We start from the raw sequence: 23,174 nt of genomic DNA, 5'->3' as shown, positions 1-23,174 counted from the left end.
CCCGGCCGAGCACCTCGGCCGGGCATTTTTTTAACTGGCCCTGTGCCTACGGCGCCGCCTGGATCGAGCGCAGCACCTCTTCGCTCGGCCAGCAATCGACCTTGAGGCCTGCGGACTTCTGGTAGGCGCCGAGCGCAGCGCGCGTCTGCATGCCCGCCTTGCCGTCGATCTTGTCCTTGTAGAGCCCCGCGCGCGTGAGCCCGCGCTGCATCGCCTCGACATCCCTGGTTCGCAATTGCTTCGAGGCAGACCACGGCGTCGCGAACGGTTGCGGGCTCGTCATGCGGTCGGCGAGATGGCCGACGAACAGCACGTAGAGATCGGAGAAATTGTATTCCTTGATGACGAAGTAGTTCTTCGTGGTCAGGAAGGACGGGCCGTAGATGCCTTCGGGTTGCAGCAGCGAGGCCGGCTGGGCCTGCTCGGCGGCAGTGAGCTTTTGTCCACGCACCGGCACAAAGCCTTCGCGCAGCCACTGGCCGATCGGCTTCGTCACCTCGGGCACGCCAGCGGTGCAATCGACCTTGGCCGGTGCCTGCACCTCGTAAGCCCAGCGCACGCCGCTCTGCCAGCCCTTGTTGACGAGCTGCTGCGCGGCGGAGGCCAGCGCATCCGGCACCGAATGCCAGATGTCGATGCGGCCGTCGCGGTCGAAATCGACGCCGTGCTTGTAATATTCGGACGGCAGGAATTGCGTGAGCCCGGTCGCGCCGGCCCAGGACGAGCGCATGTCCTTGCGTGTCACCACGCCGTCACCGAGAATTTTCAGCGAGAGGATGAACTCGTTGCGATAGGTGTCCTTGCGGCGGCCGACATAGGCCTGCGTCGCCAGCACGCGCACGAGATCGTAAGGCAGTGTGTAGCGGCCATAGTCGGTCTCGCGGCCCCAGATCGCCAGCATGACGGTGGCCGGCACGCCCGAGCTCTTCTCGATCTCGGTCAGGGCCGGACGATATTTTTGCAGCAGCCGCTGCCCCTCGCCCGCAAGCCGCGCGATCGAGGCTTCCCTGACATAGTCCGCCGGCACCTGCACGAACTCGGCCTGTGACGGCGCACCCGTCGCGGGCCGCCCCGGCAGGATCAGATCGGGCAGCTTGTAATCCGGCTCGAGGCCGCGCGTCTCTCGCTCGAACGTCGCGCGCGACACGCCGGCGGTCTCCGCCTCCGGCCACAGCGAGGCGATGAACTGCGTGAAGGCGGCGTCGGCAGCGCGGGCGGGCGACAGGCCGCAGGTGATAGCGATCACCGCAGCTATGAGCACCCGCCACATCATGCTGAGATCACCGCGTCAGCTTCTTGTACTTCACGCGATGCGGGATGATGCTGTCCTGGCCGAGGCGGCGCATCTTGTCCTTCTCGTAGTCCTGGAAGTTGCCCTCGAACCATTCGACATGGCTGTCGCCTTCGAAGGCCAGGATGTGGGTCGCGATGCGGTCGAGGAACCAGCGATCATGGCTGATGATGACGGCGCAGCCGGCAAAATCCTCCAGCGCCTCTTCGAGCGCACGCAGCGTGTCGACGTCGAGGTCGTTGGTCGGCTCGTCGAGCAGCAGAACGTTGGCGCCGGATTTCAGCATTTTCGCAAGGTGCACGCGGTTGCGTTCGCCGCCGGAGAGCGCGCCGACTTTCTTCTGCTGGTCGGCGCCCTTGAAGTTGAACGACGAACAATAGCCGCGTGAATTGACTTCCCTCTTGCCGAGCAGGATCAGCTCGTTGCCGCCGGAGATCTCCTCCCACACGTTCTTGCTGCCATCGAGCGCGTCGCGCGATTGGTCGACGTAACCGAGATGAACGCTCTCGCCGACCGTGATGGTGCCCTTGTCCGGCTCTTCCTGCTTGGTGATCATCCTGAACAGCGTTGTCTTGCCGGCGCCGTTGGCGCCGATCACGCCGACGATACCGCCGGGCGGCAGCTTGAAAGTGAGATCGTCGATCAGCATGCGATCGCTGAAACCTTTGCTGAGCCCTTCGAAATCGACCACATTCTGACCTAGGCGCTCGGCCACCGGAATCGTGATCTGCGCGGTCTGTGTCTGCTTTTCGCTCGCCTGCTTCAGCAGTTCGTCATAGCGCTGATAGCGCGCCTTGGATTTGGCCTGGCGGGCTTTCGGCGAGGACGCGATCCATTCCTGCTCGCGGGCCAGCGTCTTCTGATGCGCAGCGTCCTCGCGGCCCTCCTGCTCGAGCCGCGTCTGTTTCTGCTGCAGCCACGACGAGTAATTGCCCTCGTAGGGAATGCCCTTGCCGCGATCGAGCTCGAGAATCCAGCTGGTGACGTTGTCGAGGAAGTAGCGGTCATGGGTGACGATCAGGATCGCGCCGGGATAGTTGCGCAGATGGCCTTCCAGCCACGACACCGATTCCGCGTCGAGATGGTTGGTCGGTTCGTCCAGCAGCAACAACTCAGGCTGGTCGAGCAGCAGCTTGCACAGTGCGACGCGACGGCGCTCACCGCCGGAGAGTTTCGACACGTCGGCATCGTCGGGCGGACAGCGCAGCGCATCCATGGCCTGGTCGACCTTGCTGTCGAGATCCCAGAGGCCCTGGGCCTCGATCTCGTCCTGCAGCTTGGTCATCTCGTCGGCGGTCTCCTCGGAGTAGTTCATCGCCAGCTCGTTGTAGCGATCGAGGATAGCCTTCTGCTTGGCAACGCCCAGCATGACGTTCTCGCGCACGCTGAGTGCCGGATCGAGATGCGGCTCCTGCTCAAGATAGCCGACGCGGGCGCCCTGGGCGACCCAGGCCTCGCCGTTGTACTCCTTGTCGAGGCCGGCCATGATCTTGAGCAGCGTCGACTTGCCCGAGCCGTTGACACCGAGCACGCCGATCTTGGCGTCCGGGTAGAAGCTCAGATGGATGTTATCGAGCACCTTCCGGGTCGGGTAGCTCTTGGTCAGGCCCTGCATGAAATAGATGAACTGGCGCGCCATCGGTCCCGAAAACCTTCGATTTGAGGAAATTTGCTTGCCGCCGATGTAGCGATCCCGCCCCCAAAGGGCAATGTTTTCCCTCCGTTCACCACGGATGAATACGGGACGGACACCATCCCGCCGCCGATCCGGACAATTGAAACCATCTTTTAATAAATCAGGCCAAAGCTCGGTTTTGCGCGGAAACAGCGCCACCCGCTCAGAATGAACGGGGAGCATAGCGAGACAGCGTCATGGCCATGATCGAGACCCATTCCCTTCCCGTTCCGGCGGAAGCCGGCAGCGCCTCCGCATTTGCCTCGGAGATCAAGGGCTTCTGGAAGCGCTTCTTCGCCACCGCTTTCAATCCCTACCGGCCCGAACTGCACTACATGCGCGGCCCCGGCCCCGCCTGGCGTGCCAAGCACGGCATGAATGCGCCGTTCCGGCTCAAGCCCCGCGACCTCTGAGCCTTTATCAGCTGTCGGATTTTTGAAGACGCGAACGGCTTGCGCACGGTCCTGATTGCGCGCAACCATGGCCTGGTTCCACCTCTCGCCATGGAAGAACGCTGATGACGCGGCTGCGCTGTGCAATTCTGGACGACTATTTCAACCTCGCCCTCGACGTCGCCGATTGGCAAAGCCTGTCCGACCGGATCGACGTCACCGTGTTCAGCCACCCCTTCGCCTCCGAGCAGGCCGCGGCGAGCGCGCTGGCCGATTTCGAGATCGTCTGTGCGATGCGCGAGCGCACCGCGTTCCCGAAGAGCCTGTTCGAAAGCCTGCCGAAGCTGAAGCTGCTGCTGACCTCAGGCATGCGCAACGCCTCGATCGACATGGAGGCCGCCAAGGCGCGCGGCATCACGATCGGCGGCACGCAATATTCGCGCGATCCGACTGCGCCCCTCACCATGGGCTTGATCCTGGAACTGACCCGCGGCATCGGCCGCGAGAACGCACGCATGCATGCGGGCGAGCCTTGGCAGGCCTTTGCCGGCGTCGAGATCGAGGGATTGACGCTCGGCGTCGTCGGGCTCGGCAAGCTCGGCAGCAAGATGGCTGATATCGCGAAGGCGTTCGGCATGAACGTGATCGCCTGGAGCCCGAACCTGACCCCGGAGAAGTGCAAGGACGCCGGCGTCGGCTACGCCACCAAGGAGGAGCTGTTCTCCAAGGCCGATATCGTCAGCATCCATGTGGTGTTGAGCGAGCGCTCGCGCGGGCTGGTCGGGGCTGCCGATCTCGCGCGAATGAAGCCGACGGCCTTCCTCGTCAACACCGCGCGCGGGCCGATCGTGGACGAGCAGGCGCTGCTCGAGGCGTTGCAGCAGAAGAGGATTGCAGGCGCCGGCATCGACGTGTTCTCGGTCGAGCCGCTGCCGACGGACCATCCCTTCCGCAAGCTCGACAACCTCGTGCTGACGCCGCATCTCGGCTACGCAACCGAGGACGGCTTGCGCATCCATTACGGCCAGATGGTCGAGGCGATCGACGCCTTCACCAAGGGCAGCGGGCTGCCGCGGAAGCTGGCCTGAAGCCTCAGGCCGCCGTGCGGTGGCCGGCGGGCTGCCGCGCTGCATCGGCAAAGCCGTGGCGCCAGGAGGCATGCGCCGGCAGCCAGCCGAACTCGCGCTTTGCCTTGGCGTTGGATGCTCCGCGCACCTCCGTCATCATCGCAACCATGTGCTCGCCCGCAAGCAGACGCCCGAGCCAGGCGGGAATGTGACGCGGCGGCTTGGCACCAAGGAATTCGGTCAGCGCGGGCAACCAATCCTTCACCTGCGCCGGATGATCATCGACGATATTGTAGATGCTGCCGGCGCGTCCGCGTTCAAGCGCGGCGAGCGTGGCAGAGGCGGCATCTTCGGTGTGAACGAACGACCACGTGCCGCCGCCATCGCCGATCACCGGCACACGCCGGTGGCGCAGCTGGTCGATCATCGCCGGCGAGAGCGTGCCCGTACCGGGTCCGTAGAAGAATCCATAGCGCAGCACGATGCCCTGCGGCGTCGTTGAAGCGGTGACGCTTCGCTCCAGATAACGGATTGCCTCAAGCGTGCGTCGCAGCTCTCGCGGCGGATTCGAGTCCAGCTCATCGGTCTCGGTCTTCACCGCTCCCCCGGCGCGACTGAAGGTCCAGCCGCAGAAGCTTTGCGCGATGAAGCGCCTGGCGCCGGCCTCGCGTGCGGCATTCAGCAGAATGTCGGTTCCGCGGGTGCGGAGCTCGTTGGTTCGCGCGAAAGCCCGATCGAAATGGCGGAGGTCCGTGGCGGCCGCGAGATCTGTCATCTGGTGGATGACGGCGTCGGGCTTTGCCGCAATCACCGCAGCGCGCATGCTGTCGGCATCGAGGCCGTCGGCGACGATCGGCTCCGCACCCAATCGCCGCACAAGATCTGTTTTTGCCGCACTCCATGTCGTGCCGATCACCGAATGACCCGCGGCGACCAGCGCCGGAACAAGATACTGGCCGACCGCGCCGGTCGCGCCCGCAACAAAGATGCGCATCCTGTGCTCCTCAATTCGTTGCAATCCTCCCGGACGTAATCGAGGTGCGGAGCGGTTCAAGCAAGGCATGCGCATACGCAAGCGAGACATGCGCGCATGCGCCAAATGATGACGGCGCGTGACCGAAGGCCACGCGCCGTCATCAGATCAATTCTTGCTAGATCAATTCTTGCGAGGCCAGTTCAGCGCACGGTGACGGGCGCGGGCAGCGGCGGCACCACTGTCGGCTGGGTGCCTCCGACCGGGCCGGCCTGTGCGGCCATCGGAGCGGGGCCGGCAGCACCGGGCACGGGCGCGGCGGATGCGGTCGCAGTTCCCGGCGGCGGACCACCTGGCATCACGACCACGCGGGTGCCGACCTTGACGCGATCGAACAGGTCGGAGACGTCCTCGTTCAGCATGCCGATGCAGCCGGAAGACACGAACTTGCCGATGGTCGAGGGCTGGTTGGTGCCGTGGATGCGGTAGACGGTCGAGCCGAGATACATCGCGCGGGCGCCGAGCGGATTGCCGGGACCGCCGGCCATGAAGCGCGGCAGATAGGGCTGGCGCTCGATCATTTCCGTCGGCGGATGCCAATCCGGCCACTCGGCCTTGCGAGTGATCTTCTGCACGCCGGTCCAGGTGAAGCCGTCGCGGCCGACGCGGACGCCGTAGCGGATCGCACGGCCGTTGCCGAGCACGTAATAAAGGTAGGTATTCGGGGTATCGACGATGAGCGTTCCGGCCGGCTCCTTGGTCGCCAGCGAGACTTCCTGGCGGCGCAGGTTCTGCGGCAGCTGCGCCGGGGCAGCGTCAGGCTGCTCCTCGGGCGGGAGCGAGGCGATCGCCATCGGCCGGCCGTCGGCACCCACGGGCGGCTGCCCGGCCTGGACCGTTCCGGTCGCGCTGGGACCACCGACAGCCTCGGGCGGACGCAGGCCGTCACTGCCGGGCGCCTGAGCCGGACGATCGGCGTAGATCACCGCGGGCGGGCCGGCAGGGCGGCCGTAGCGCGGATCGTCGGGTGATGTCACGGGCCCCTGCGGCGGCGCGGCCGAGTAGACGGGGGCGCCGGCGGGACGGCCATAACGGGGATCATCGGGCGACATCACCGGCCCCTGTGGCGGCGCGGCGGAATACACCGGGGGAGCGCCGGGCGGACGGCCGTAGCGCGGATCCGGGCCGGGCGGCGGCAGCGCTGCCTGCGGCATCGAATCGTCTTCATCGTCCAGCGCGTCGAAACTCGGCGCGCGGTCGCCGGGCCGATATTCGGCCGGCGCGCCATAGCTCGGCGCCTGCTGGACCGGATAGCTCTGGGCCTGCGCGAGCGAGGTTCCCGCCGCAGCGACTGTTGCGGCAGCGCATATCGTCAGAAAAAGTTTGATCATCATCGCTCTTGTATAGTCCCCGGGCCCCGTCCGGACCGTTAACGGCCAGATGACGGAAGATAGCGGCACATTCAAGACATGACAGGCGGATTTGTGCCTGATTTGCCGATTTGTGATCCGCAAGACTACCGTTGCCTGCTTGCATCAGGGGACGAAAATCAGCCCACGCCCGAGATCGCAGGAGTCGCCGGCTCCGTTTTTTACAGAACGGCGCGGAATCGTTGCGGTATGTTCGAATCAGCCTGATTCGCCTCCGCTTTGAGCTTCGATCCCCGCGTGGCGAACGCGGCAAGCAGTACCGTCACCGCGTTCAGATGGCTCATGGGCCCTGGCCACTTCGACGCCGGGGCGGAAATTCGCAATCCCTCGATGCTTCCCGGCTTTCGCTTCCTGTTTGCCGCGATCCTGCTGTCAGCCTCCATCCTGGTGTTCGGCCTGGGCGCCGCCGCGCTGCTGCGGGCGAGCCACGAGCAGTATGTCAGCAACCCCTCCTGGCGGAATGGTCCGCAGGAGCAGGTGTTTGCACAGGCTCCCGAGCCGGCCCTGCCGGTGCTCGCGGTCCTGCGCGCCGAGCCGGAAGCAGCCACCGATCCGACACCGTCGCTGCGCGATCAAGTCCCGACCATCGCGCTGCCGATGAGCGAGCCCGAACAGGTCGTCGCGCTGACGACTGAGACCGACGGTCAGCCGCAGGTCGCTGCACTTCCGGCCGACGTCCCGGCCGAGCCGGCCAATGTCGAGGCCGAGACCAAGGCCGAGAGGACGACGGACGCCGCGGCGCCGGCCTCAAGCAACACGCTTACTCCGGCCGACGCCAGCGCATCCATCGCCGAGACCAAGGCCGTTTCGATCGCTCTCACGAGCAAACCAGCACCTGCCGCCCCCAGCGGAGCCCCGGCTTGGTCCACGTTCGACATGGCGAGCGCGAAGTTCGCCGCATTGAACGACCCGGCAACCACGGCCTGGAAGGATCCGCCGGCGAAGACCAAGGCCGACTCTAAAGCCGACAGCGGTTCGCCGGAGAGCAAGGCGACCAAGCCGCGGGCGCATCGCGTGAAGAAGCGCCGCCGCATTGTCCGGCGTCCGCCGCCGCCTGTTCAGCAACTCGATCCGTTTGGGCAGCCGCAACCCACACTCGCCGCGACGACGACCGCGCGCGCACGTCAGTAGGGTTACGCTGGCCCCGTCGCGATCGGCGGTCCCTTTTCCTGCCCCCATTCCGACCACGAGCCGTCATAGAGCGCGGTGTCGGTGATGCCGAGGCGATAGAGCGCGAGCGTCAGCACGCCGGCAGAGACCCCGGAGCCGCAGCTCGTCACAATCGGGGCATCGAGCTTGACGCCGGCGCCCGTGAAGGCGGCGCGGAGATCATCGAGCGGCTTCATCGTGCCGGTCGCGGCGTCGAACAGAAGATTGTAGGGCACGTTGCGCGCGCCCGGGATATGGCCGGAGCGAATGCCCGCGCGCGGCTCCGGCGCCCGTCCCTCGAACCGGTCGGCGGCGCGCGCGTCGATCACCTGCTCGGCACGGCTTTCGACGTTGGCGATCAATTGCTGCATGCTGCGCACGCGCTTGGAATCGTAGCTCGCCTTGAATGTCGCTGGCTTCGGCTTCGCCTCGCCGCTCTCGACGGGACGCCCCTCGGCGCGCCACTTCTTCAGGCCGCCATTGAGGATGCGCACATTGCTATGGCCGAAAGCCAGGAACATCCACCACGCGCGGGGAGCAGCGACCCAGCCGCCGGCATCGTAGATCACGACGGTGTCGGCATTGGAGATGCCGAGATGACCGACGTCGTGGCCGAACTGCTCGGCGCTTGGATACATGTGCGGCAGCGGGTTGGAATGGTCCGAGACCGCGTCGACGTCGAAGAACACTGCACCTGGCAGATGCGCGGCGAGGTAATCGTCCTTCGGCAATGGCAGCACGCCGGGCAGCTTAAAGCTGGCGTCGAGCACCTTGACGTTGGCATCGTTGATGTGGGCGGCGAGCCATTCGGTGGAGACGAGGGGATCGGTGGTCATGCGAGGTCTTTCTTGTCATTCCGGGCTAGCGCAACGTGAGCGAGGTTGAAGCAGTGTGCATCCAACTCCGCTGTCATCGCCCGGCCAGTGCGCAATTACGCACTAGGAACGGGCGATCCAGTATTCCAGACGCGATTGCGATTGGGCCGAAAGGCCGCCGCGTACTGGATTCCCCGCTTTGGCGGGGAATGACGCCGGAGATTGGAGCGGCAGCGCAGCACCCTCACCCCTTCTTCTTCGGCTCCCACTGTTGGGTTGGCCCGCCGGCGTCGCGCCAGGCGGCGTAGCCGCCGGCGATGTGGGCGACGGGTTTGAGGCCCATGTCCTGCGCGGTCTTGGCGGCGAGCGCGGAGCGCAAGCCGCCGGCGCAATGGAACACGAACTTCTTGTCCTCCTGGAACACCGGCTTCGCATAAGGGCTCTGCGGATCGATCCAAAACTCGAGCATGCCGCGGGTGCAGGCGAACGCGCCGGGGATGCGGCCGTCGCGCTCGATCTCGCGGGGATCGCGGATATCGACGATGACGACGTCGCCGTTCTTGGAGATCTCGATGGCGTCCTTGGCGGTGAGCGTCTCGATCTCGGCATTGGCCTCGTCGATCAGCGCCTTGATGCCGCGGGTGATGGTCTGGGGCACGTGGTTCTCCCTCTTGTTGTCATTCCGGGGCGCGCGGAGCGCGAGCTAGTGCGTCAATTCCTTCATCGCACCCTCAAGCCCCTCGATCGTGATCGGGTACATGCGGTTGGCGAAGATGCGTTTGATGATGGTGGTGGATTCCGAATAGTCCCAGTGCTTCTGTTGCACGGGATTGAGCCACACCGAATGCGGATAGGTGCGGATGATGCGGTCGAGCCAGACCGAGCCGGGCTCTTCGTTGACGTGCTCGACCGAGCCGCCGGGCACCATGATCTCGTAGGGCGACATCGAGGCGTCGCCGACGAACACGATCTTGTAGTCGTGCGGGTATTTATGCAGCACGTCCCAGGTCGGGGTGCGGTCGGTGAAGCGGCGCTTGTTCTGCTTCCACACGCCTTCATAGAGGCAGTTGTGGAAGTAGAAATACTCCATGTGCTTGAACTCGCTCTTCGCCGCCGAGAACAGCTCCTCGACCTGCTCGATATGCGCGTCCATCGAGCCGCCGATGTCGAAGAACACCAGCAGCTTCACCGCGTTGCGGCGCTCGGGCCGCATGTGCACGTCGAGATAGCCGTGATTGGCGGTCTCGCGGATGGTGGTGTCGAGGTCGAGCTCGTCAGGCGCGCCGGTGCGCGCGAATTTGCGCAGGCGACGCAATGCCACCTTGATGTTGCGGATGCCGAGCTCGACATTGCCGTCGAGATCCTTGAACTCGCGCTTGTCCCACACCTTCACGGCGCGGTTGTTGCGGTTCTTGTCCTGGCCGATGCGGATGCCTTCGGGATTGTAGCCATGGGCGCCGAACGGCGAGGTGCCGGCGGTGCCGATCCACTTCGATCCGCCCTGGTGCCGGCCCTTCTGCTCCTCGAGGCGCTTCTTCAGGGTCTCCATGAGCTTGTCCCAGCCCATGGCCTCGATCTGCTTCTTCTCTTCGTCGGTCAGGTATTTCTCGGCGAGCTTCTTCAGCCACTCCTCGGGGATCTCGGCCCCCTCCATGGCGTCGAGCAGGCTTTCCAGCCCCTTGAAGACGGTGCCGAAGACGCGGTCGAACTTGTCGAGGTTGCGCTCGTCCTTCACCAGCGAGGTGCGCGAGAGATAGTAGAAATTCTCGACCGAGTAGTCCGCGAGGTCAGCGTCGAGCGCCTCCATCAGCGTGAGGTATTCGCGCAGCGTCACGGGGACCTGCGCATCGCGCAGAGAAGTGAAGAATTGCAGGAACATGGGTGACAGATTGCCCGTCGGGGGGCGAACGTCAAGGGGCGGAGGCCACTGCTCTGCGCTGGACCGGGAGGCTTTTTGCTCTAGAATTGGCGGTCTCACGGGGTTGTTTTGGGGACGTTTGCAATGGGAATTCTCGCAGCGCTCATCATTGGCGCGATCGCAGGCTGGCTTGCCGGCAAGATTGTCCATGGGGCGGGATTTGGGCTGATCGGCAACATCGTCGTCGGCATCATCGGTGCGCTCGTGGCCAGCTGGATTCTGCCTCAGCTGCATATCCAGCTCGCAACCGGCACGGCCGGGGCCATCGTGGATGCCACGATCGGCGCGGTGATTGTGCTCGTCATCCTTTCGCTGATAAAACGGGTCTGAAAGCCTGACCGAACCAGGAACGGCCGCCACGCGCGGCCGTTCCGTTTGTTGGACCAGGGCCATGAAACTGGCAATTCCTGGGACGACGACCAACAAGGACGCACGATGAAATTTACCGGCACCAAGGACTATGTTGCGACCGACGATCTCAAGGTCGCGGTCAACGCCTCGATCGTGCTGGAGCGCCCGCTGCTCATCAAGGGCGAGCCCGGCACCGGCAAGACGGTGCTGGCGGAGGAAGTGGCGAAGGCGCTGAACGCCCCGCTTCTGACCTGGCACATCAAGTCCACCACCAAGGCGCAGCAGGGCCTCTACGAATACGATGCCGTGTCGCGTCTGCGCGACAGCCAGCTCGGCGATGCCCGCGTGTCCGACATCAAGAACTACATCAAGCGCGGCAAGCTGTGGGATGCCTTCACCGCCGAGCAGCGCCCGGTCCTCCTGATCGACGAGATCGACAAGGCCGACATCGAATTCCCGAACGATCTTTTGCTCGAGCTCGACCGCATGGAATTCCATGTCTACGAGACCGGTGAGACGATCAAGGCCAAGCAGCGCCCGATCATGATGATCACCTCCAACAACGAGAAGGAGCTGCCGGACGCGTTCCTGCGCCGCTGCTTCTTCCACTACATCAAGTTCCCCGATGCCGACACCATGACCCGGATCGTCGACGTCCACTTCCCCGACATCAAGAAGCGGCTGGTCGAGGAAGCCCTGCGCATCTTCTTCGAGGTCCGCGAAGTGCCAGGCCTGAAGAAGAAGCCGTCGACCTCGGAGCTGCTCGACTGGCTCAAGCTGCTGCTCAACGAAGACATGAGCGTCGAGCAGTTGCGCGAGCGCGACCCGCGCAAGCTGATCCCGCCGCTGCACGGCGCGCTGCTCAAGAACGAGCAGGACGTGCATCTGTTCGAGCGACTGGCGTTCCTGAGCCGACGGGAAGTGTAGGCTCGAGCGCACTCCGCTGCCGCCCCACCTTCCGGTGTCATTCCCCGCGAAGGCGGGGAATCCAGTACGCCGCGGCTTCTCGACTCAATCATAACCGCCTCTGGAATACTGGATCGCCCGGTCAAGCCGGGCGATGACACCGAGAGTGTGGCGCACTCTCTCCACCTCGTCATTGCGAGCGCAGCGAAGCAATCAGAATCCCTCCGCGGTGACAGGCTGGATTGGATTGCTTCGCTGCGCTCGCAATGACGGAGCAAGACAACGCGCTCTCGTGTCCCGGACGCGCTGCAGCGTGAAGCGCTGCTGCGCAGAGCCGGGACCTAGGAGGCGGACCAAGGTCGCGTGAGATGAGCCTTCGGCTCTGCAGCGCACCGCGGCACCGAATGACGCTTCGCATCGCCGGGGAAGCGGTGCGCTGCGTCCGGGGCACGAGACCTTGCTACGCCACCGCCGCATCCGGCACGCGCGCGGCTTCCATCGGCTGCTTGCCGCGGATCAGGTCCGAGGCGCGGTCGGCGATCATCATGGTTGAGGCATTGAGGTTCGCCGAGATCATGCGTGGCATCACGGAGGCGTCGATGACGCGGAGACCTTGCAACCCGTGAACGCGGAGCTGGTCGTCGACCACCGCCCAGGTGGAGTCCGCCGGGCCCATGCGGCAGGTGCAGCCGGGGTGAAAGGTGGTGGTGCCGCGTTCGGTGGCGGCGGCCAAGAACTCGTCGTCGGTGTTGATGTTCGGGCCCGGGAAATCCTCGTAGGCGTAGTAAGGCGACAGCGGCGCACTCTTCAAAAGCCGGCGCGCCAGCTTCATGCCGCCGACGATGACGCGGCGGTCGAGCTCGGCGTCGAGATAGTTGGTCTGGATGATCGGCGGCGCAAACGGATCTGACGAGCGGATCCGGACATAGCCGCGGCTCTCCGGACGCTGCTGCCAGGACGCGACGGTCATGCCGGGCTCGTCCTCGAGCTGGCCCTGCACGCCTTCCTTGTAGGACGCCGGCGTGAAGGTGAGCTGCAAGTCGGAGCTGTCGGCGCTCTCGCCGGAATGCCAGAAGCAATAGACCATGGTCGGCGACAGCGACAGCAGGCCTTTGCGCGCGGTGGCCCATTTCATCGCCTCGACCCAGAGACGCCAGCCGCGGCGAAGCTCGTTGATGGTCCTGATGTCTTTGACGCGCGCGACCGTTCGCGGCGCGTAATGGTCCTGCAGGCCTTCGCCGACCGGAAGCGCGTGACGCACGGCGATGCCGTGGGCGCTCAACAAATCTGGCGAGCCGATGCCGGAGAGCTGCAACAGCTGCGGCGAATTATAAGTGCCGCCCGAGAGAATCACTTCCTTGTTGGCGCGCACTTCGACCGGCGTGCCGCCACTACCGCCCTTCATGTAGCGCACGCCGACGGCGCGCTTGCCCTCGAAGATGATCTCGGTGGCGTGCGCGTGGGTGTGGACATGCACGTTCGGACGCTTCATCGCGGGCTTGAGGAAAGCGGTGGCGCCGGAGACGCGCAAGCCCCTATCGATGGTGCGCTGGCAGTAGGAGACGCCTTCCTGGGTCTTGCCGTTGTAGTCGGGGTTGCGCGGAATCCCGAGGCTCACCGCGCCTTCCATGAAGGCTTCGCAAAGCGGATCGCGCCAGTTCATGGTGGTAACGGTGAGATTGCCGTCGCGGCCGCGATAAACGTCCTCGCCCTCGCCGACGCGCTTCTCCAGCCGCCGGAAGTAGGGCAGCACGTCGGCATAGCCCCAGCCACGATTGCCCATCTGCGCCCAGGTGTCGAAATCCATGCGCTGGCCGCGATTGTAGATATGGCCATTGATCGAGGACGAGCCGCCGAGCGTCTTGCCGCGCGGCGCGTAGATGCTGCGCCCGCCGGTCCAGGGCCCGACCTCCTGCTGGTAGGCCCAGTTGATGCTCTTCATGTGGAAGGTCTTGATGAAGCCGGCCGGCAGATGGATGTAGGGATGCCAGTCGCTCGGGCCCGCCTCGAGTACGCAGACGCTGGTAGCAGGGTCTTCGCTCAGCCGGCTGGTGAGCACGCAACCGGCGGAGCCCGCGCCGACGATCACATAATCAAATCTGTCCATGGTGCCTCGGCCGCCTCTAGCGCGGCTTGTCGTTGAGTTGATAGTTCAAATGCGTTCGCACGGTCGGCCATTCGGCCGCGGTGATGCTGTAGACCACGGTGTCGCGGAGCGTGCCGTTGGGCGCGACCTGGTGGCTGCGCAGAATGCCGTCCTGCTTGGCGCCCAGGCGCTCGATGGCGCGACGGCTCTGGTGATTGAAGAAGTGGGTGCGGAATTCCACCGCGATGCAGTCCAGGGTTTCGAAGGCGTGGGTGAGCAGCAGCAGCTTGCACTGCGTGTTGAGCGGGCCGCGCTGCGCGCTCTTGCCATACCAGGTCGAGCCGATCTCGACGCGGCGGTTGGCGGCATCGATGTTCATGTAGGTCGTCATGCCCACGATCTTGCCGCTGCCATCGAACACGGTGAAGGGGAGCATCGAGCCCGCGGCCTGAAGACCGAGCCGGCGGTCGATTTCCTTGCCCATGTTGTCCGACGTCGGAATCGCGGTGTACCAGATGGTGGAGAGCTCGCCGTCCTTCACGGCCTCGATCAGCCCCTCGCGGTGCTGATGCGACAACGGCTCCAGACCGGCATGCTGTCCGCGCAGGGTAATGGGATCAGGCCAGGGCATTTGAAACTCTCTCTTTAGTCATTGCGAGGAGCGAAGCGACGAAGCAATCCAGACTGTCACCGCGGACGCTTTCCTGGATTGCTTCGCTTCGCTCGCAATGACGGTCACTAGCACCGTTTACTTGTTTAGGAAATTGAGCGGCAAACCGCCACGCGGCCAGTCCATCGCGATCAGTTCGCCCTTGCCTGAGAGCGTGATGTAGGCGGTCTTCAGCTCGGGACCGCCGAAGGCGATGTTGGTGGTGACGCGGTCTCCGGTCGGGATCTGCTCGACCAGCGTACCATCAGGCGCGATCACCGAGATGCAACCGGAGACGAGGGTGGCGACGCAGACATTGCCGTTCGCTTCGACCGCCAGCGAGTCGAACATCTGGTAGCCGCCGAGGCCGCAGATCGGTTTGCCGCGCTCGCCGCGATAGATCACGTCGCGCGGCTTCAGCGTGCCGGGCGCGGAGAGCTCGTAGGCCCAGAGCCGGCCGGTGGGCGTCTCCGCGATGTAGACGGTGGCCTCGTCCGGAGACAGGCCGATGCCGTTCGCCGGCAGTATGCCGTGCACGACCTCGACGATCTCTTTCATGCCAGGCTTGAGATAATACATGCCGCCGACGTCCATCTCGCGCGCGCGGCGCTTGCCGAGATCGGAGAACCAGAGGCCGCCCTGCTTGTCGAACACCAGATCGTTCGGCCCCCGCAGATCGTGCTCGCCGCATTTCGTCACGACGGTCTCGATCTTGCCGGATTGGAGATCGACGCGCTGGATCGAGCCGCCGAGATAATCGTCGGGCTGCGGACCCGGCATGATCATGTTGCGGGTCGGGATCCAGGAGAAGCCGCCATTGTTGCAGATGTAGATCTTGCCGTCGGGGCCGAGGGCCGCGCCATTCGGGCCGCCCGGAATCTTCGCGACGATCTCCTTGCGCCCGTCGGGATGGATTCGGGTCAGGCGCTGGCCGCGGATTTCCACCAGCACGACCGAGCCGTCCGGCATCACGACCGGCCCTTCGGGAAATTCGAGGTCGGTGGCGAGAACGCGGACGTTGGACATATGGGACCCTCCCGGCTGCTTATTATGACTTGCGCGGGATGTCCGGCACGGGCCCCACACGCAAGATTGCCTGCGGTTATGACAAAGTCGCCGGGGCTTGCCAAGCAAGCGGGATGGTATGCCAGCGTTGCGCGCTAATCTCGCACGGGTATCCAAATCTCCAGACCGCCATTGCCGGTGGCGGGATCGAATTTCTCGTCGTAGCGCTCGAAGTTCGGCGCATCGGCAGCCTTCAGGCCGGAGGCCGGCAGCCACTGATTCCAGATCGCGTTGACGGTGCGCCTGATCGAGGCGACGTGGTCGGCGTGGGTGAACACCGCATAGCGCTGCTCGGGGATCCGGATACGGCCGAAACGGCGCGGCAGATCGGAGAAATCGGCGACCTCGACACCTGCGATGTAGTCGAAATTGCCCGCATCGTCGCCGTTGCAGCAGACGCCATAGGCGACCGGTCCAACGCGCGCGGGAATGTCGGCGACCTCCTGGTGGAAGCGCTGCCACAGTCCCGGAATGGCCGCGCCGTTGTCGCAGGAGATGCGCTCGTTGATGCCTGCGACGAGGAAGGCCTTTGTGGTTTCGAAGCGCGGGGTGGCGAGGTTGTCGGAGATGGTCGAGTCCATGAGGATCGGCTCCTGAAGCTTGAGATGGCCGGTGCATTGCGCGGCCCGCACCGCTTCGGGCGTAGTGCCAAACTGGTCGCGGAACGCGCGGGTGAATGCTTCGTGCGAGCCGTAATCGGCCTCCAGCGCCAGCGACAGGATGTCCGGCGCGCCGTTCGCAAGACTGCGCGCCGCTTCGCTCAGCCGCCGCGCGCGCACGTACCGCATCACCGGCAGGCCGGTCGCGGCAGCAAACGCGCGCACGATGTGGAACCGCGACACGCCGGATATCGCCGCGATCTCATCGAGCGTCATCGGCTCGGCCAGATGGCTCTCGACATACCAGAGCGCGCGCTGGGCTGGGTTCATGGCGTTTCTCGTTCGAAGCGCGACCATGATGCACGGAAGTCCGCAGGCTTCGCTTGATCGGCATTGCGGTCCCGCAAGATGATAACGCCGGAACAGCCACTGGCAACGTCCGGGCGTTCATGGCTACACTCGGGACGTCCTGGCAACCGCTCACAAGAAAGCAGGAGGAACCGCGTCATGAAGATCACCGATGTGCGGGCGCACCATATCCGCATCCCCTATGACGCCGGTGTCGCGAGCTTCCGTCAGGGCGCCTCCGCCATCACCGCCCTCGACATGGTGATGGTCGAGGTCACCACCGACGCCGGGTTGACCGGCTGGGGCGATGCCTTCGCCTATGTCTGCCCCCACACCACGCGCAGTGCCGTCGAGGAAATGATCGCACCGCAGGCGCGGGGGCTGGAGGTTCCCGATGCCGCCGGCATTCCGGCGGTGATGGAGCAGATCCAGCGTAACCTGCATCTGTTCGGGCGATACGGCATCACCATGTTCGCGATCTCCGGGCTCGACATCGCGCTGTGGGACCTCGCCGCCAAGATCAAGAGCGTGCCGGTGCATCGCCTGCTCGGCGACACCAGGCGCCCGGCCATTCCGGCCTATGCGAGCCTGTTGCGGATTGGCTCGCCCGACAACATCGCCGCCGAATGCAAGAAGGCGCTGGCGCTCGGCTACGGCGCCATCAAGCTGCACGAGACCACGGCGCCGGCGGTGTTTGCCGCGCGCGCGGCGATCGGACCCGGCATTCCGCTGATGGTCGACATGAACTGCCCGCTGTCAGGCGAAGAGGCGATCGCGTTCGCCAGGACATGCCGGGACGCGCAGCCGATGTTCCTGGAGGAGCCGGTCTGGCCGCCGGAGGATTTTGCGGCGCTCGCCGAGGTCCGCAGCAAGGGCGGGCTCGGCGTCGCCGCCGGCGAGAACGCCTGCACGGAATATCAATTCCGCCAGATGATGGATGCGGGCGCGGTCAGCCACGCCCAGCCGTCGGTGACCAAGGTCGGCGGCATCACGGAATTCCTGAAGGTTGGGGCGCTCGCAGATCGGGTCGGCGTCAAGATCGTTCCGCACTCCCCGTATTTCGGCCCCGGCCTGCTGGCGACCTTGCATCTGCTGGCGGGGCGCGACGACGGCTTCGTCGAGATGTTTTACCTGAAGCGCCAGGCCTGCCTGTGGGGCGGCCGCGCCGATGTCGATGCCACCGGCCATGTCGCGGTGCCGACCGGGCCTGGGCTCGGTTATGAGCCCGACCGCAGCGTGATGGAGCGATATCGCGTCGCCTGAGCGCGGCGCCTATTTCGCCGCATCCTTCGGCGGCGGCGCATCCTGTTTCTTCTTCATATCCTCCGCGGTCTTCGCCTGCGCGGCCTGGAGATCGCCGAGCATCTTCTGCAAGCCGGCCACGGTCGTCTTCAACGCATCGATCTGACGAGCCGCGGCGTCCAGCTTTTGCTGGTGATCGAGGTTCAGCTTGGTGATCGTCTTCTGCAGGAAGTCGATGTTGCTCTGGAGGCAGCTGGTGCGGCGCTCCATGGTCTTCTCGACGGTGCAGATCTCGATGCCGGGCACGTCCTGCGCGCGGACCGGCGCAATCGCCAGCGTGGCGAGCAGTGACATCGCGAAACAGACGCCGGCGCTTCGAAGCAGCATGCAGGTTCCTCGTCAAATCAATCACGGCAATGTGCGCTTTTTGCACGCAGCCTGTCGAGGCTACCACACTCGCACCGCATTCTCGCGTTGAGCTTGCGCTGTTCCCTCGGACGGGGAGCGATGATCTGCACGCGGAGGAAATGGGCGCTCCTTCCGCGGCTTTGTTTAGGGGAGTTTTTGATGGCAACGCGCGACAGACGACTGGCGGAATTCGACGGCGCCGGAGAACCGCCGCCTGGCCTTGCAGTCGAAGTGCTGTGCGAGGACCACAGCGGGACGTATCAACTGCCGTTCGCCTGCCGCTATGTCGAGGGACGCTGGCAGAACCACGCGGCCGGCGTCGCAGTCGAAGCAACCGTCATCGGCTGGCGCGTCCCGCGCATGAAGCATTCGGGCGTAGCCTGAGCCCTGATTTCTGTCTCAAAATGCAACGGGGCCGCGTCCCGGCTTAACCTTCGGAACGCGGCCCGAACGAATCACGTCCGAATCAGCCGTAGGCCCCCGTACGCGCCTGTTCACGGCTAGATGTCGCAAGCAGCCAGCGCGCGCACACAATATCTGCGCAGCGCGTGAGCCAGCCCAGCCGGCCACGGGCGTCGAAAGTTAACGGCTTCAATGACATGACTGCGGGGGTGCGGCGGTTGGATGCTCGCTCCCAAAACAGGCAGATGGCACCCCGCCTGCCTAATATTCGACCTCGAGCTCCTCGATCTCGGCCGGCTCGTCCTTGGCCGCCGCGATCCATTCCTTCATCTCCGGCATGGCCATGATGGTATCGGCATAAGCCTGCAGCCGCGGATCGAGCTTGACGTTGTAGGTCACGAAGCGGGTCACTACCGGGGCGTACATCGCATCAGCCATGGTGCGGGTCTCGCCGAACAGGAAGGGCCCGCCCGATTTCTCCAGGCAGTCGCGCCAGATCGCCCAGACGCGATCGATGTCAGCCTGCGCGCGCGACCAGATCTTGAAGCCCGGGAAGTGCCCCTTCAGGTTGACCGGCAGCGACGCGCGCAAGGTGGTGAAGCCTGAATGGATTTCCCCACAGATCGAGCGGCAATGCGCGCGCTGAACGCGATCCGCGGGCAACAGCCCGGCATCCGGCATCGCCTCGTTGAGATATTCGGCGATCGCCAGCGTATCCCAGACGATCGCGCCGTCGTGCCGCAGGCACGGCACCAGGATCGAAGACGACAACAGCAGGATTTCGGCGCGCGCCGACGCGTCGTCCGGTGCGGTGACGATCTCCTCGAAATCGAGCCCGGAAAATTTCGTGAGCAGCCAGCCACGCAGCGACCAGGACGAATAGTTCTTGCTGCTGATGGTCAGTGTCGCCTTCGCCATGTGGCCTTCCCTCACGCCTGTGACTCGCACCCTGCCCGGACTCTGCGGGAGTGCGCACCGCCTGTGCTTCCCGCGAAAAGAGCAGCAAGCGACGTGCCAATCTTGAGGACGGCCCATCTCCGGATTGGCTCCGATATTGCATAGCAGCACGGGGACAGGTGGGCGTTTCAGTATGATGTCGATGTATTATCAGGCCTTTCAGAACCATATGGACCTGACGGCGCCGTGGCGATCGGGGGCCTCCTCCGCGCTCAAATTCCTCAATCTGGTGCCGCAGGGCTTGTCGGATCAGGTCGTCGGCCGGCTGTCGGCTGCACTGGAGCTAATCTCCCGCTCCACCCTCACCTATCACCGCCCCGCCTACGGCATCGACAGCGTCATGGTCGGCAATCGCGAGGTCGCCGTGACCGAGGAGATCGCTTACGCGACCCCGTTCGGCTCGCTGCTGCGTTTCAAGAAAGAGGGCGTGGGCGAGCAGCCGCGCATGCTGCTGGTGGCGCCGATGTCAGGTCATTTCGCGACGCTGCTGCGCGGCACCGTGAAGACGCTGCTGCAGGATCACGACGTCTACATCACCGACTGGCACAATCCGCGCGACATTCCCCGGAGCGAGGGCCGCTTCGGGCTCGACGACTACACCGAGCATCTCATCGACTTCCTCGGCCAATTGGGCCCGCGCCCGCATATGGTCGCGATCTGCCAGCCCTCGGTCTCGGCGCTCGCGGCCGCCGCAATCATGTGCGAGGGCAACCATCCTTCGCGGCCGGCGACGTTGACGCTGATGGCCGGCCCGATCGACACGCGCATCCTGCCGACCAGGGTCAACGAATTCGCCAAGAGCAGGCCGATCGACTGGTTCGAGCAGAACCTGATCAACTACGTGCCGATGCAGTGCCGCGGTGCCTTGCGGAAAGTCTATCCCGGCTTCGTGCAGCTCACCGCCTTCGTCTCGATGAATCTCGAGCGCCACATCAAGCAGCACATCGATCTCGCCGATCACATCGCCAAGGGCGAGAAGGAGAAGGCCGCCAGCATCAAGACCTTCTACGACGAATATTTCGCCGTGATGGACCTGCCGGCGGAATTCTACATCGAGACCGTGCGCGACGTTTTCCAGGAGCACCTTCTGCCCCAGGGCAAGCTGATGCATCGGGGACGTCCGGTGGACACCAAGGCCGTCAGCCGCATGGGGCTGATGACGGTCGAGGGCGAGAAGGACGACATCTGCTCGATCGGCCAGACGCTGGCCGCGCAAGACCTCTGCACCGGCGTGCGCGCCTACCGCCGTGTGCACCACATGCAGGCCGGCGTCGGCCATTACGGCGTTTTCTCGGGCAAGCGCTGGAACAACGAGATTTACCCGCTGCTGCGGGATTTCGTGCACGTGAACTCCTGAAGCTCCGCCAAATTTCTTCAGCAGGATCGGACAAGGCAGCGCGGCTTTGGGAAAGACGCCGACGCTGCACCAAACCTAAAACACGGACATGCCGCTCCCGCCGGAGGCCAAGCCATGTCCGAATTGCCACCACCTGCCGCCACCCCGGCCGCGATCGTCGACGCGCTCAAAGCGGTCGCAGGCAATCCGCCAAAGGTGCGCGCGAGCTTCGCCAAGGGACGATGCGTGCGCGGCACCTATGCCCCGTCCGACCGCGCCGCAGAGATCACGCGATCGCTGAGCTTCACCAAGCCCTCGCGCGTGCTGGCGCGCTTCTCCGTTGGCGGCGGCAATCCCGGGGTAACCGACACCAACAACCTCGTGCTGCGCGGCTTCAGCTTCAGGCTTGGCGACGACGCCCATCGCTCCGACATCCTGACCGAAACCGCTCCGGTGCATTTTGCACGGACGCTCGACCAGATGCTCGCCTTCCTCGAGGCGCGAATTCCGGGCGCGGACGGCGAGCCTGACATCGAGAAGGTCCGGGCTTTTTCCGCGGCCAATCCTGAAACGCTGAACCAGGCGAAGTACATCGCGGCGCGCCGGCTGCCCGGCAGTTTTTCCGGCACGACCTATTGGGGCGTGCACGCCTTTCCCGCGACGAACGCGAAGGGCGAGACCCGCTTTATCAAGTTCAAGGTCGCGCCTGTCGGCGGCGACGTCGCCTTGAGCGAAGACGAAGCCAGGACAAAGTCGGTCGATTTCCTCCATGACGATCTCGCGCGGAGGATCGCAGCCGGCGACGTCCGCTTCAACGTGATGGCCTTGCTCGACCGCCCCGAGGATCCCACCATGGACGTGACCCTGCGATGGCCGGACGAGGACAACCGTGAACAGGTGCGGCTCGGGACCATCGTCATCACCAGCCTCGAGGCCAATGAGGCCTGCGACGGCTCCATCTTCAATCCGGCCAATCTTGCCGACGGCATCGGCCATCCGCCGGACGAGATCTTTGCGGCGCGCCGCTTGGCCTACACCTATTCGCTGGAAACGCGGCGCTGACTAGATCTTTTCCCGTCCGCCATCCGTTTCGCGGCGCCACGCGCCCGGACTGACGCCGACCATGGACGAGAACACCCGGGTGAAATGGCTCTGATTGGCAAATCCGGCCGAGATGGCAATCTCGGACAACGGCAGGTCGCGGACTGTCATCAGTTGCTTGGCCGCCTTGACGCGTTGCTGGAGCAGCCATTGATGCGGCGGCAGGCCCGTGGAGATCCGGAATGCGCGTGAGAAGTGGCTGACTGACAGGCCAAGCTCGGTCGCGATCAGCTGTAGCGCGATCTTGCCCGAGAGGTCGGAATCGAGCCGGTCACACGCACGCTTCACCTGCCATGGCGCGAGACCGCCGCGGGTTGGTTCTGCGGCTGGCTTCAGCCCGCCATAGGTCTGGGCGACATGGGCGGTGAGCGCGAGCATCATGTGATCGACGAAAAGCTGGTTGGTCTCGTCGGGCCGACACAGTCCTTGCCGCAACGAGGCACCGACATGTCGAACGACCTCGTCGTCATGACCGACACCGGGCTCGTAGCTGAGTTCGCCAACGCGCGGTCCGCCCGGTTGCCTGGCAATGCCGTTGAGCGCCGAGCGCGGCAAATAGAAGAAGAGCGAGTGAAATGGCTTGTCGATCACATAGCGCGGGTCGCGCTTGAGGTCGTAAAGATAGGTCGCACCTGCGCGAACATCCGCCTTGGTGACACAGCGGCCCTCCTCCCAGCATTCGCAATCCGGATAGTCGCGGAGTTTCAGGCTGAGGAGATAGGCATCTTCCGCAGCCAGCGAGCCGGAAATATCCGGTGTCGGATCGTCGTTGCGGACTTCGGTGACCGCGAGCTCGGCGCTGTGCAGCGAACGCGTGATCAGGACCGGTGCTTGCTTCGAGCGAAGGCCCTGCCCGAGCCTCTGCCCGTAGACGCCTGCCTGTGTCATTTTAGTAAATCCATCCGTAAAGGCACCTCTTCGCCAGCCTTCCCGAGATCCGCGCATTATCGGAGATCGCCGGCCGACGGTCCAGCTGCAGCGCATAGCACGAAGCTGGCGCGGTCGGCCCTCGCA

At 64.7% G+C, this 23,174-nt stretch carries 24 protein-coding genes; 9 read left to right on the top strand and 15 right to left on the bottom strand.

Translation table 11 applies throughout. The features are described from left to right. Positions 1–46 precede the first annotated feature (46 nt). Positions 47–1,273 (bottom strand): lytic murein transglycosylase, encoded by a 1,227-nt coding sequence (locus tag IVB48_RS18805; RefSeq protein WP_247401595.1) that lies wholly within the window; start codon positions 1,271–1,273, stop codon positions 47–49. 7 nt (positions 1,274–1,280) lie between these two features. Continuing rightward, a complete protein-coding gene (gene ettA, locus IVB48_RS18800) occupies positions 1,281–2,930 on the bottom strand; it encodes an energy-dependent translational throttle protein EttA (protein WP_247401592.1) in 1,650 nt (549 codons plus the stop codon). A 233-nt stretch (positions 2,931–3,163) separates the two neighbouring features. Here ettA and IVB48_RS18795 point away from each other — a divergent pair, with 233 nt between their 5' ends. Together IVB48_RS18795 and IVB48_RS18790 are read left to right on the top strand one after the other, a co-directional pair. Further along, positions 3,164–3,379: a hypothetical protein gene (locus tag IVB48_RS18795; RefSeq protein WP_027519710.1), complete on the top strand. Its 216-nt coding sequence runs from the start codon at positions 3,164–3,166 to the stop codon at positions 3,377–3,379. Positions 3,380–3,483: 104 nt separating this feature from the next. After that, positions 3,484–4,446: a D-2-hydroxyacid dehydrogenase family protein gene (locus tag IVB48_RS18790; protein ID WP_247401587.1), complete on the top strand. Its 963-nt coding sequence runs from the start codon at positions 3,484–3,486 to the stop codon at positions 4,444–4,446. 4 nt (positions 4,447–4,450) lie between these two features. Here IVB48_RS18790 and IVB48_RS18785 read toward each other — a convergent pair whose 3' ends face one another. The 3 genes from IVB48_RS18785 to IVB48_RS41195 all read right to left on the bottom strand — a co-directional run bounded on the left by IVB48_RS18785 (position 4,451) and on the right by IVB48_RS41195 (position 7,112). Then, positions 4,451–5,419 carry an NAD-dependent epimerase/dehydratase family protein gene (locus IVB48_RS18785; RefSeq protein WP_247401583.1) on the bottom strand — a complete coding sequence of 323 codons (969 nt, stop codon included), beginning with the start codon at positions 5,417–5,419 and terminating at the stop codon, positions 4,451–4,453. A 182-nt stretch (positions 5,420–5,601) separates the two neighbouring features. Continuing rightward, positions 5,602–6,789, bottom strand: a complete 1,188-nt coding sequence (locus tag IVB48_RS18780) for a L,D-transpeptidase (RefSeq protein WP_035963499.1) — start codon at positions 6,787–6,789, stop codon at positions 5,602–5,604. Positions 6,790–6,989: 200 nt separating this feature from the next. Then, positions 6,990–7,112, bottom strand: a complete 123-nt coding sequence (locus IVB48_RS41195) for a hypothetical protein (RefSeq protein WP_256468898.1) — start codon at positions 7,110–7,112, stop codon at positions 6,990–6,992. Here IVB48_RS41195 and IVB48_RS18775 point away from each other — a divergent pair. After that, on the top strand, positions 7,111–7,959 hold the full coding sequence (locus tag IVB48_RS18775) for a hypothetical protein (RefSeq protein ID WP_247401582.1): 849 nt from the start codon (positions 7,111–7,113) through the stop codon (positions 7,957–7,959). The genes IVB48_RS41195 and IVB48_RS18775 overlap by 2 nt on opposite strands. A gap of 2 nt (positions 7,960–7,961) precedes the next feature. Here the strand turns inward: IVB48_RS18775 and sseA are convergent, their stop codons facing one another. From sseA to IVB48_RS18760, 3 genes are all read right to left on the bottom strand, one after another. Continuing rightward, positions 7,962–8,813, bottom strand: a complete 852-nt coding sequence (gene sseA, locus IVB48_RS18770; protein ID WP_247401580.1) for a 3-mercaptopyruvate sulfurtransferase — start codon at positions 8,811–8,813, stop codon at positions 7,962–7,964. Between the two features lie 223 nt (positions 8,814–9,036). Next, a complete protein-coding gene (locus IVB48_RS18765) occupies positions 9,037–9,450 on the bottom strand; it encodes a rhodanese-like domain-containing protein (protein WP_018454122.1) in 414 nt (137 codons plus the stop codon). A gap of 45 nt (positions 9,451–9,495) precedes the next feature. Then, positions 9,496–10,671: a VWA domain-containing protein gene (locus IVB48_RS18760; protein WP_018454121.1), complete on the bottom strand. Its 1,176-nt coding sequence runs from the start codon at positions 10,669–10,671 to the stop codon at positions 9,496–9,498. A 123-nt stretch (positions 10,672–10,794) separates the two neighbouring features. Between IVB48_RS18760 and IVB48_RS18755 the strand changes: the two genes are divergently transcribed. Both IVB48_RS18755 and IVB48_RS18750 read left to right on the top strand, forming a co-directional pair. Next, on the top strand, positions 10,795–11,040 hold the full coding sequence (locus IVB48_RS18755; RefSeq protein ID WP_247401578.1) for a GlsB/YeaQ/YmgE family stress response membrane protein: 246 nt from the start codon (positions 10,795–10,797) through the stop codon (positions 11,038–11,040). Positions 11,041–11,145: 105 nt separating this feature from the next. Further along, positions 11,146–11,988: a MoxR family ATPase gene (locus tag IVB48_RS18750; RefSeq protein WP_247401576.1), complete on the top strand. Its 843-nt coding sequence runs from the start codon at positions 11,146–11,148 to the stop codon at positions 11,986–11,988. Between the two features lie 439 nt (positions 11,989–12,427). Here the strand turns inward: IVB48_RS18750 and IVB48_RS18745 are convergent, their stop codons facing one another. The 4 genes from IVB48_RS18745 to IVB48_RS18730 all read right to left on the bottom strand — a co-directional run bounded on the left by IVB48_RS18745 (position 12,428) and on the right by IVB48_RS18730 (position 16,696). Beyond that, entirely contained in the window at positions 12,428–14,074 is a 1,647-nt protein-coding gene (locus tag IVB48_RS18745) for a GMC family oxidoreductase N-terminal domain-containing protein (protein WP_027570615.1), read from the bottom strand. Positions 14,075–14,090: 16 nt separating this feature from the next. Further along, positions 14,091–14,684, bottom strand: a complete 594-nt coding sequence (locus IVB48_RS18740) for a GNAT family protein (protein WP_247401571.1) — start codon at positions 14,682–14,684, stop codon at positions 14,091–14,093. A 117-nt stretch (positions 14,685–14,801) separates the two neighbouring features. Then, positions 14,802–15,728 carry an SMP-30/gluconolactonase/LRE family protein gene (locus IVB48_RS18735; RefSeq protein WP_247287901.1) on the bottom strand — a complete coding sequence of 309 codons (927 nt, stop codon included), beginning with the start codon at positions 15,726–15,728 and terminating at the stop codon, positions 14,802–14,804. Positions 15,729–15,862: 134 nt separating this feature from the next. Then, positions 15,863–16,696 (bottom strand): AraC family transcriptional regulator, encoded by an 834-nt coding sequence (locus IVB48_RS18730; RefSeq protein ID WP_247401569.1) that lies wholly within the window; start codon positions 16,694–16,696, stop codon positions 15,863–15,865. 177 nt (positions 16,697–16,873) lie between these two features. On the opposite strand from IVB48_RS18730, the gene IVB48_RS18725 reads away from it, so the two are divergent. Beyond that, complete coding sequence (locus IVB48_RS18725) at positions 16,874–17,977, top strand: mandelate racemase/muconate lactonizing enzyme family protein (RefSeq protein WP_247401566.1); 1,104 nt, start codon at positions 16,874–16,876, stop codon at positions 17,975–17,977. 9 nt (positions 17,978–17,986) lie between these two features. Here the strand turns inward: IVB48_RS18725 and IVB48_RS18720 are convergent, their stop codons facing one another. Then, positions 17,987–18,343 (bottom strand): hypothetical protein, encoded by a 357-nt coding sequence (locus tag IVB48_RS18720; RefSeq protein WP_247401563.1) that lies wholly within the window; start codon positions 18,341–18,343, stop codon positions 17,987–17,989. Between the two features lie 180 nt (positions 18,344–18,523). Between IVB48_RS18720 and IVB48_RS18715 the strand changes: the two genes are divergently transcribed. Further along, positions 18,524–18,748 (top strand): hypothetical protein, encoded by a 225-nt coding sequence (locus IVB48_RS18715; RefSeq protein ID WP_027570609.1) that lies wholly within the window; start codon positions 18,524–18,526, stop codon positions 18,746–18,748. Positions 18,749–19,027: 279 nt separating this feature from the next. On the opposite strand, the gene IVB48_RS18710 is transcribed toward IVB48_RS18715, so the two are convergent. Then, positions 19,028–19,684, bottom strand: a complete 657-nt coding sequence (locus tag IVB48_RS18710; RefSeq protein WP_247401561.1) for a glutathione S-transferase family protein — start codon at positions 19,682–19,684, stop codon at positions 19,028–19,030. Between the two features lie 172 nt (positions 19,685–19,856). Between IVB48_RS18710 and phaZ the strand changes: the two genes are divergently transcribed. Both phaZ and IVB48_RS18700 read left to right on the top strand, forming a co-directional pair. Further along, complete coding sequence (gene phaZ, locus IVB48_RS18705; protein WP_027519727.1) at positions 19,857–21,080, top strand: polyhydroxyalkanoate depolymerase; 1,224 nt, start codon at positions 19,857–19,859, stop codon at positions 21,078–21,080. Between the two features lie 114 nt (positions 21,081–21,194). Further along, a complete protein-coding gene (locus tag IVB48_RS18700) occupies positions 21,195–22,121 on the top strand; it encodes a catalase family peroxidase (RefSeq protein WP_247401557.1) in 927 nt (308 codons plus the stop codon). On the opposite strand, the gene IVB48_RS18695 is transcribed toward IVB48_RS18700, so the two are convergent. Continuing rightward, positions 22,122–23,048, bottom strand: a complete 927-nt coding sequence (locus tag IVB48_RS18695) for an AraC family transcriptional regulator (RefSeq protein WP_027570606.1) — start codon at positions 23,046–23,048, stop codon at positions 22,122–22,124. It lies immediately after the preceding gene. Positions 23,049–23,174 lie beyond the last annotated feature (126 nt).

Source organism: Bradyrhizobium sp. 76 (assembly GCF_023073025.1).
GTDB lineage: Bacteria > Pseudomonadota > Alphaproteobacteria > Rhizobiales > Xanthobacteraceae > Bradyrhizobium.
This window is presented reverse-complemented; position numbering and strand designations above follow the sequence as displayed.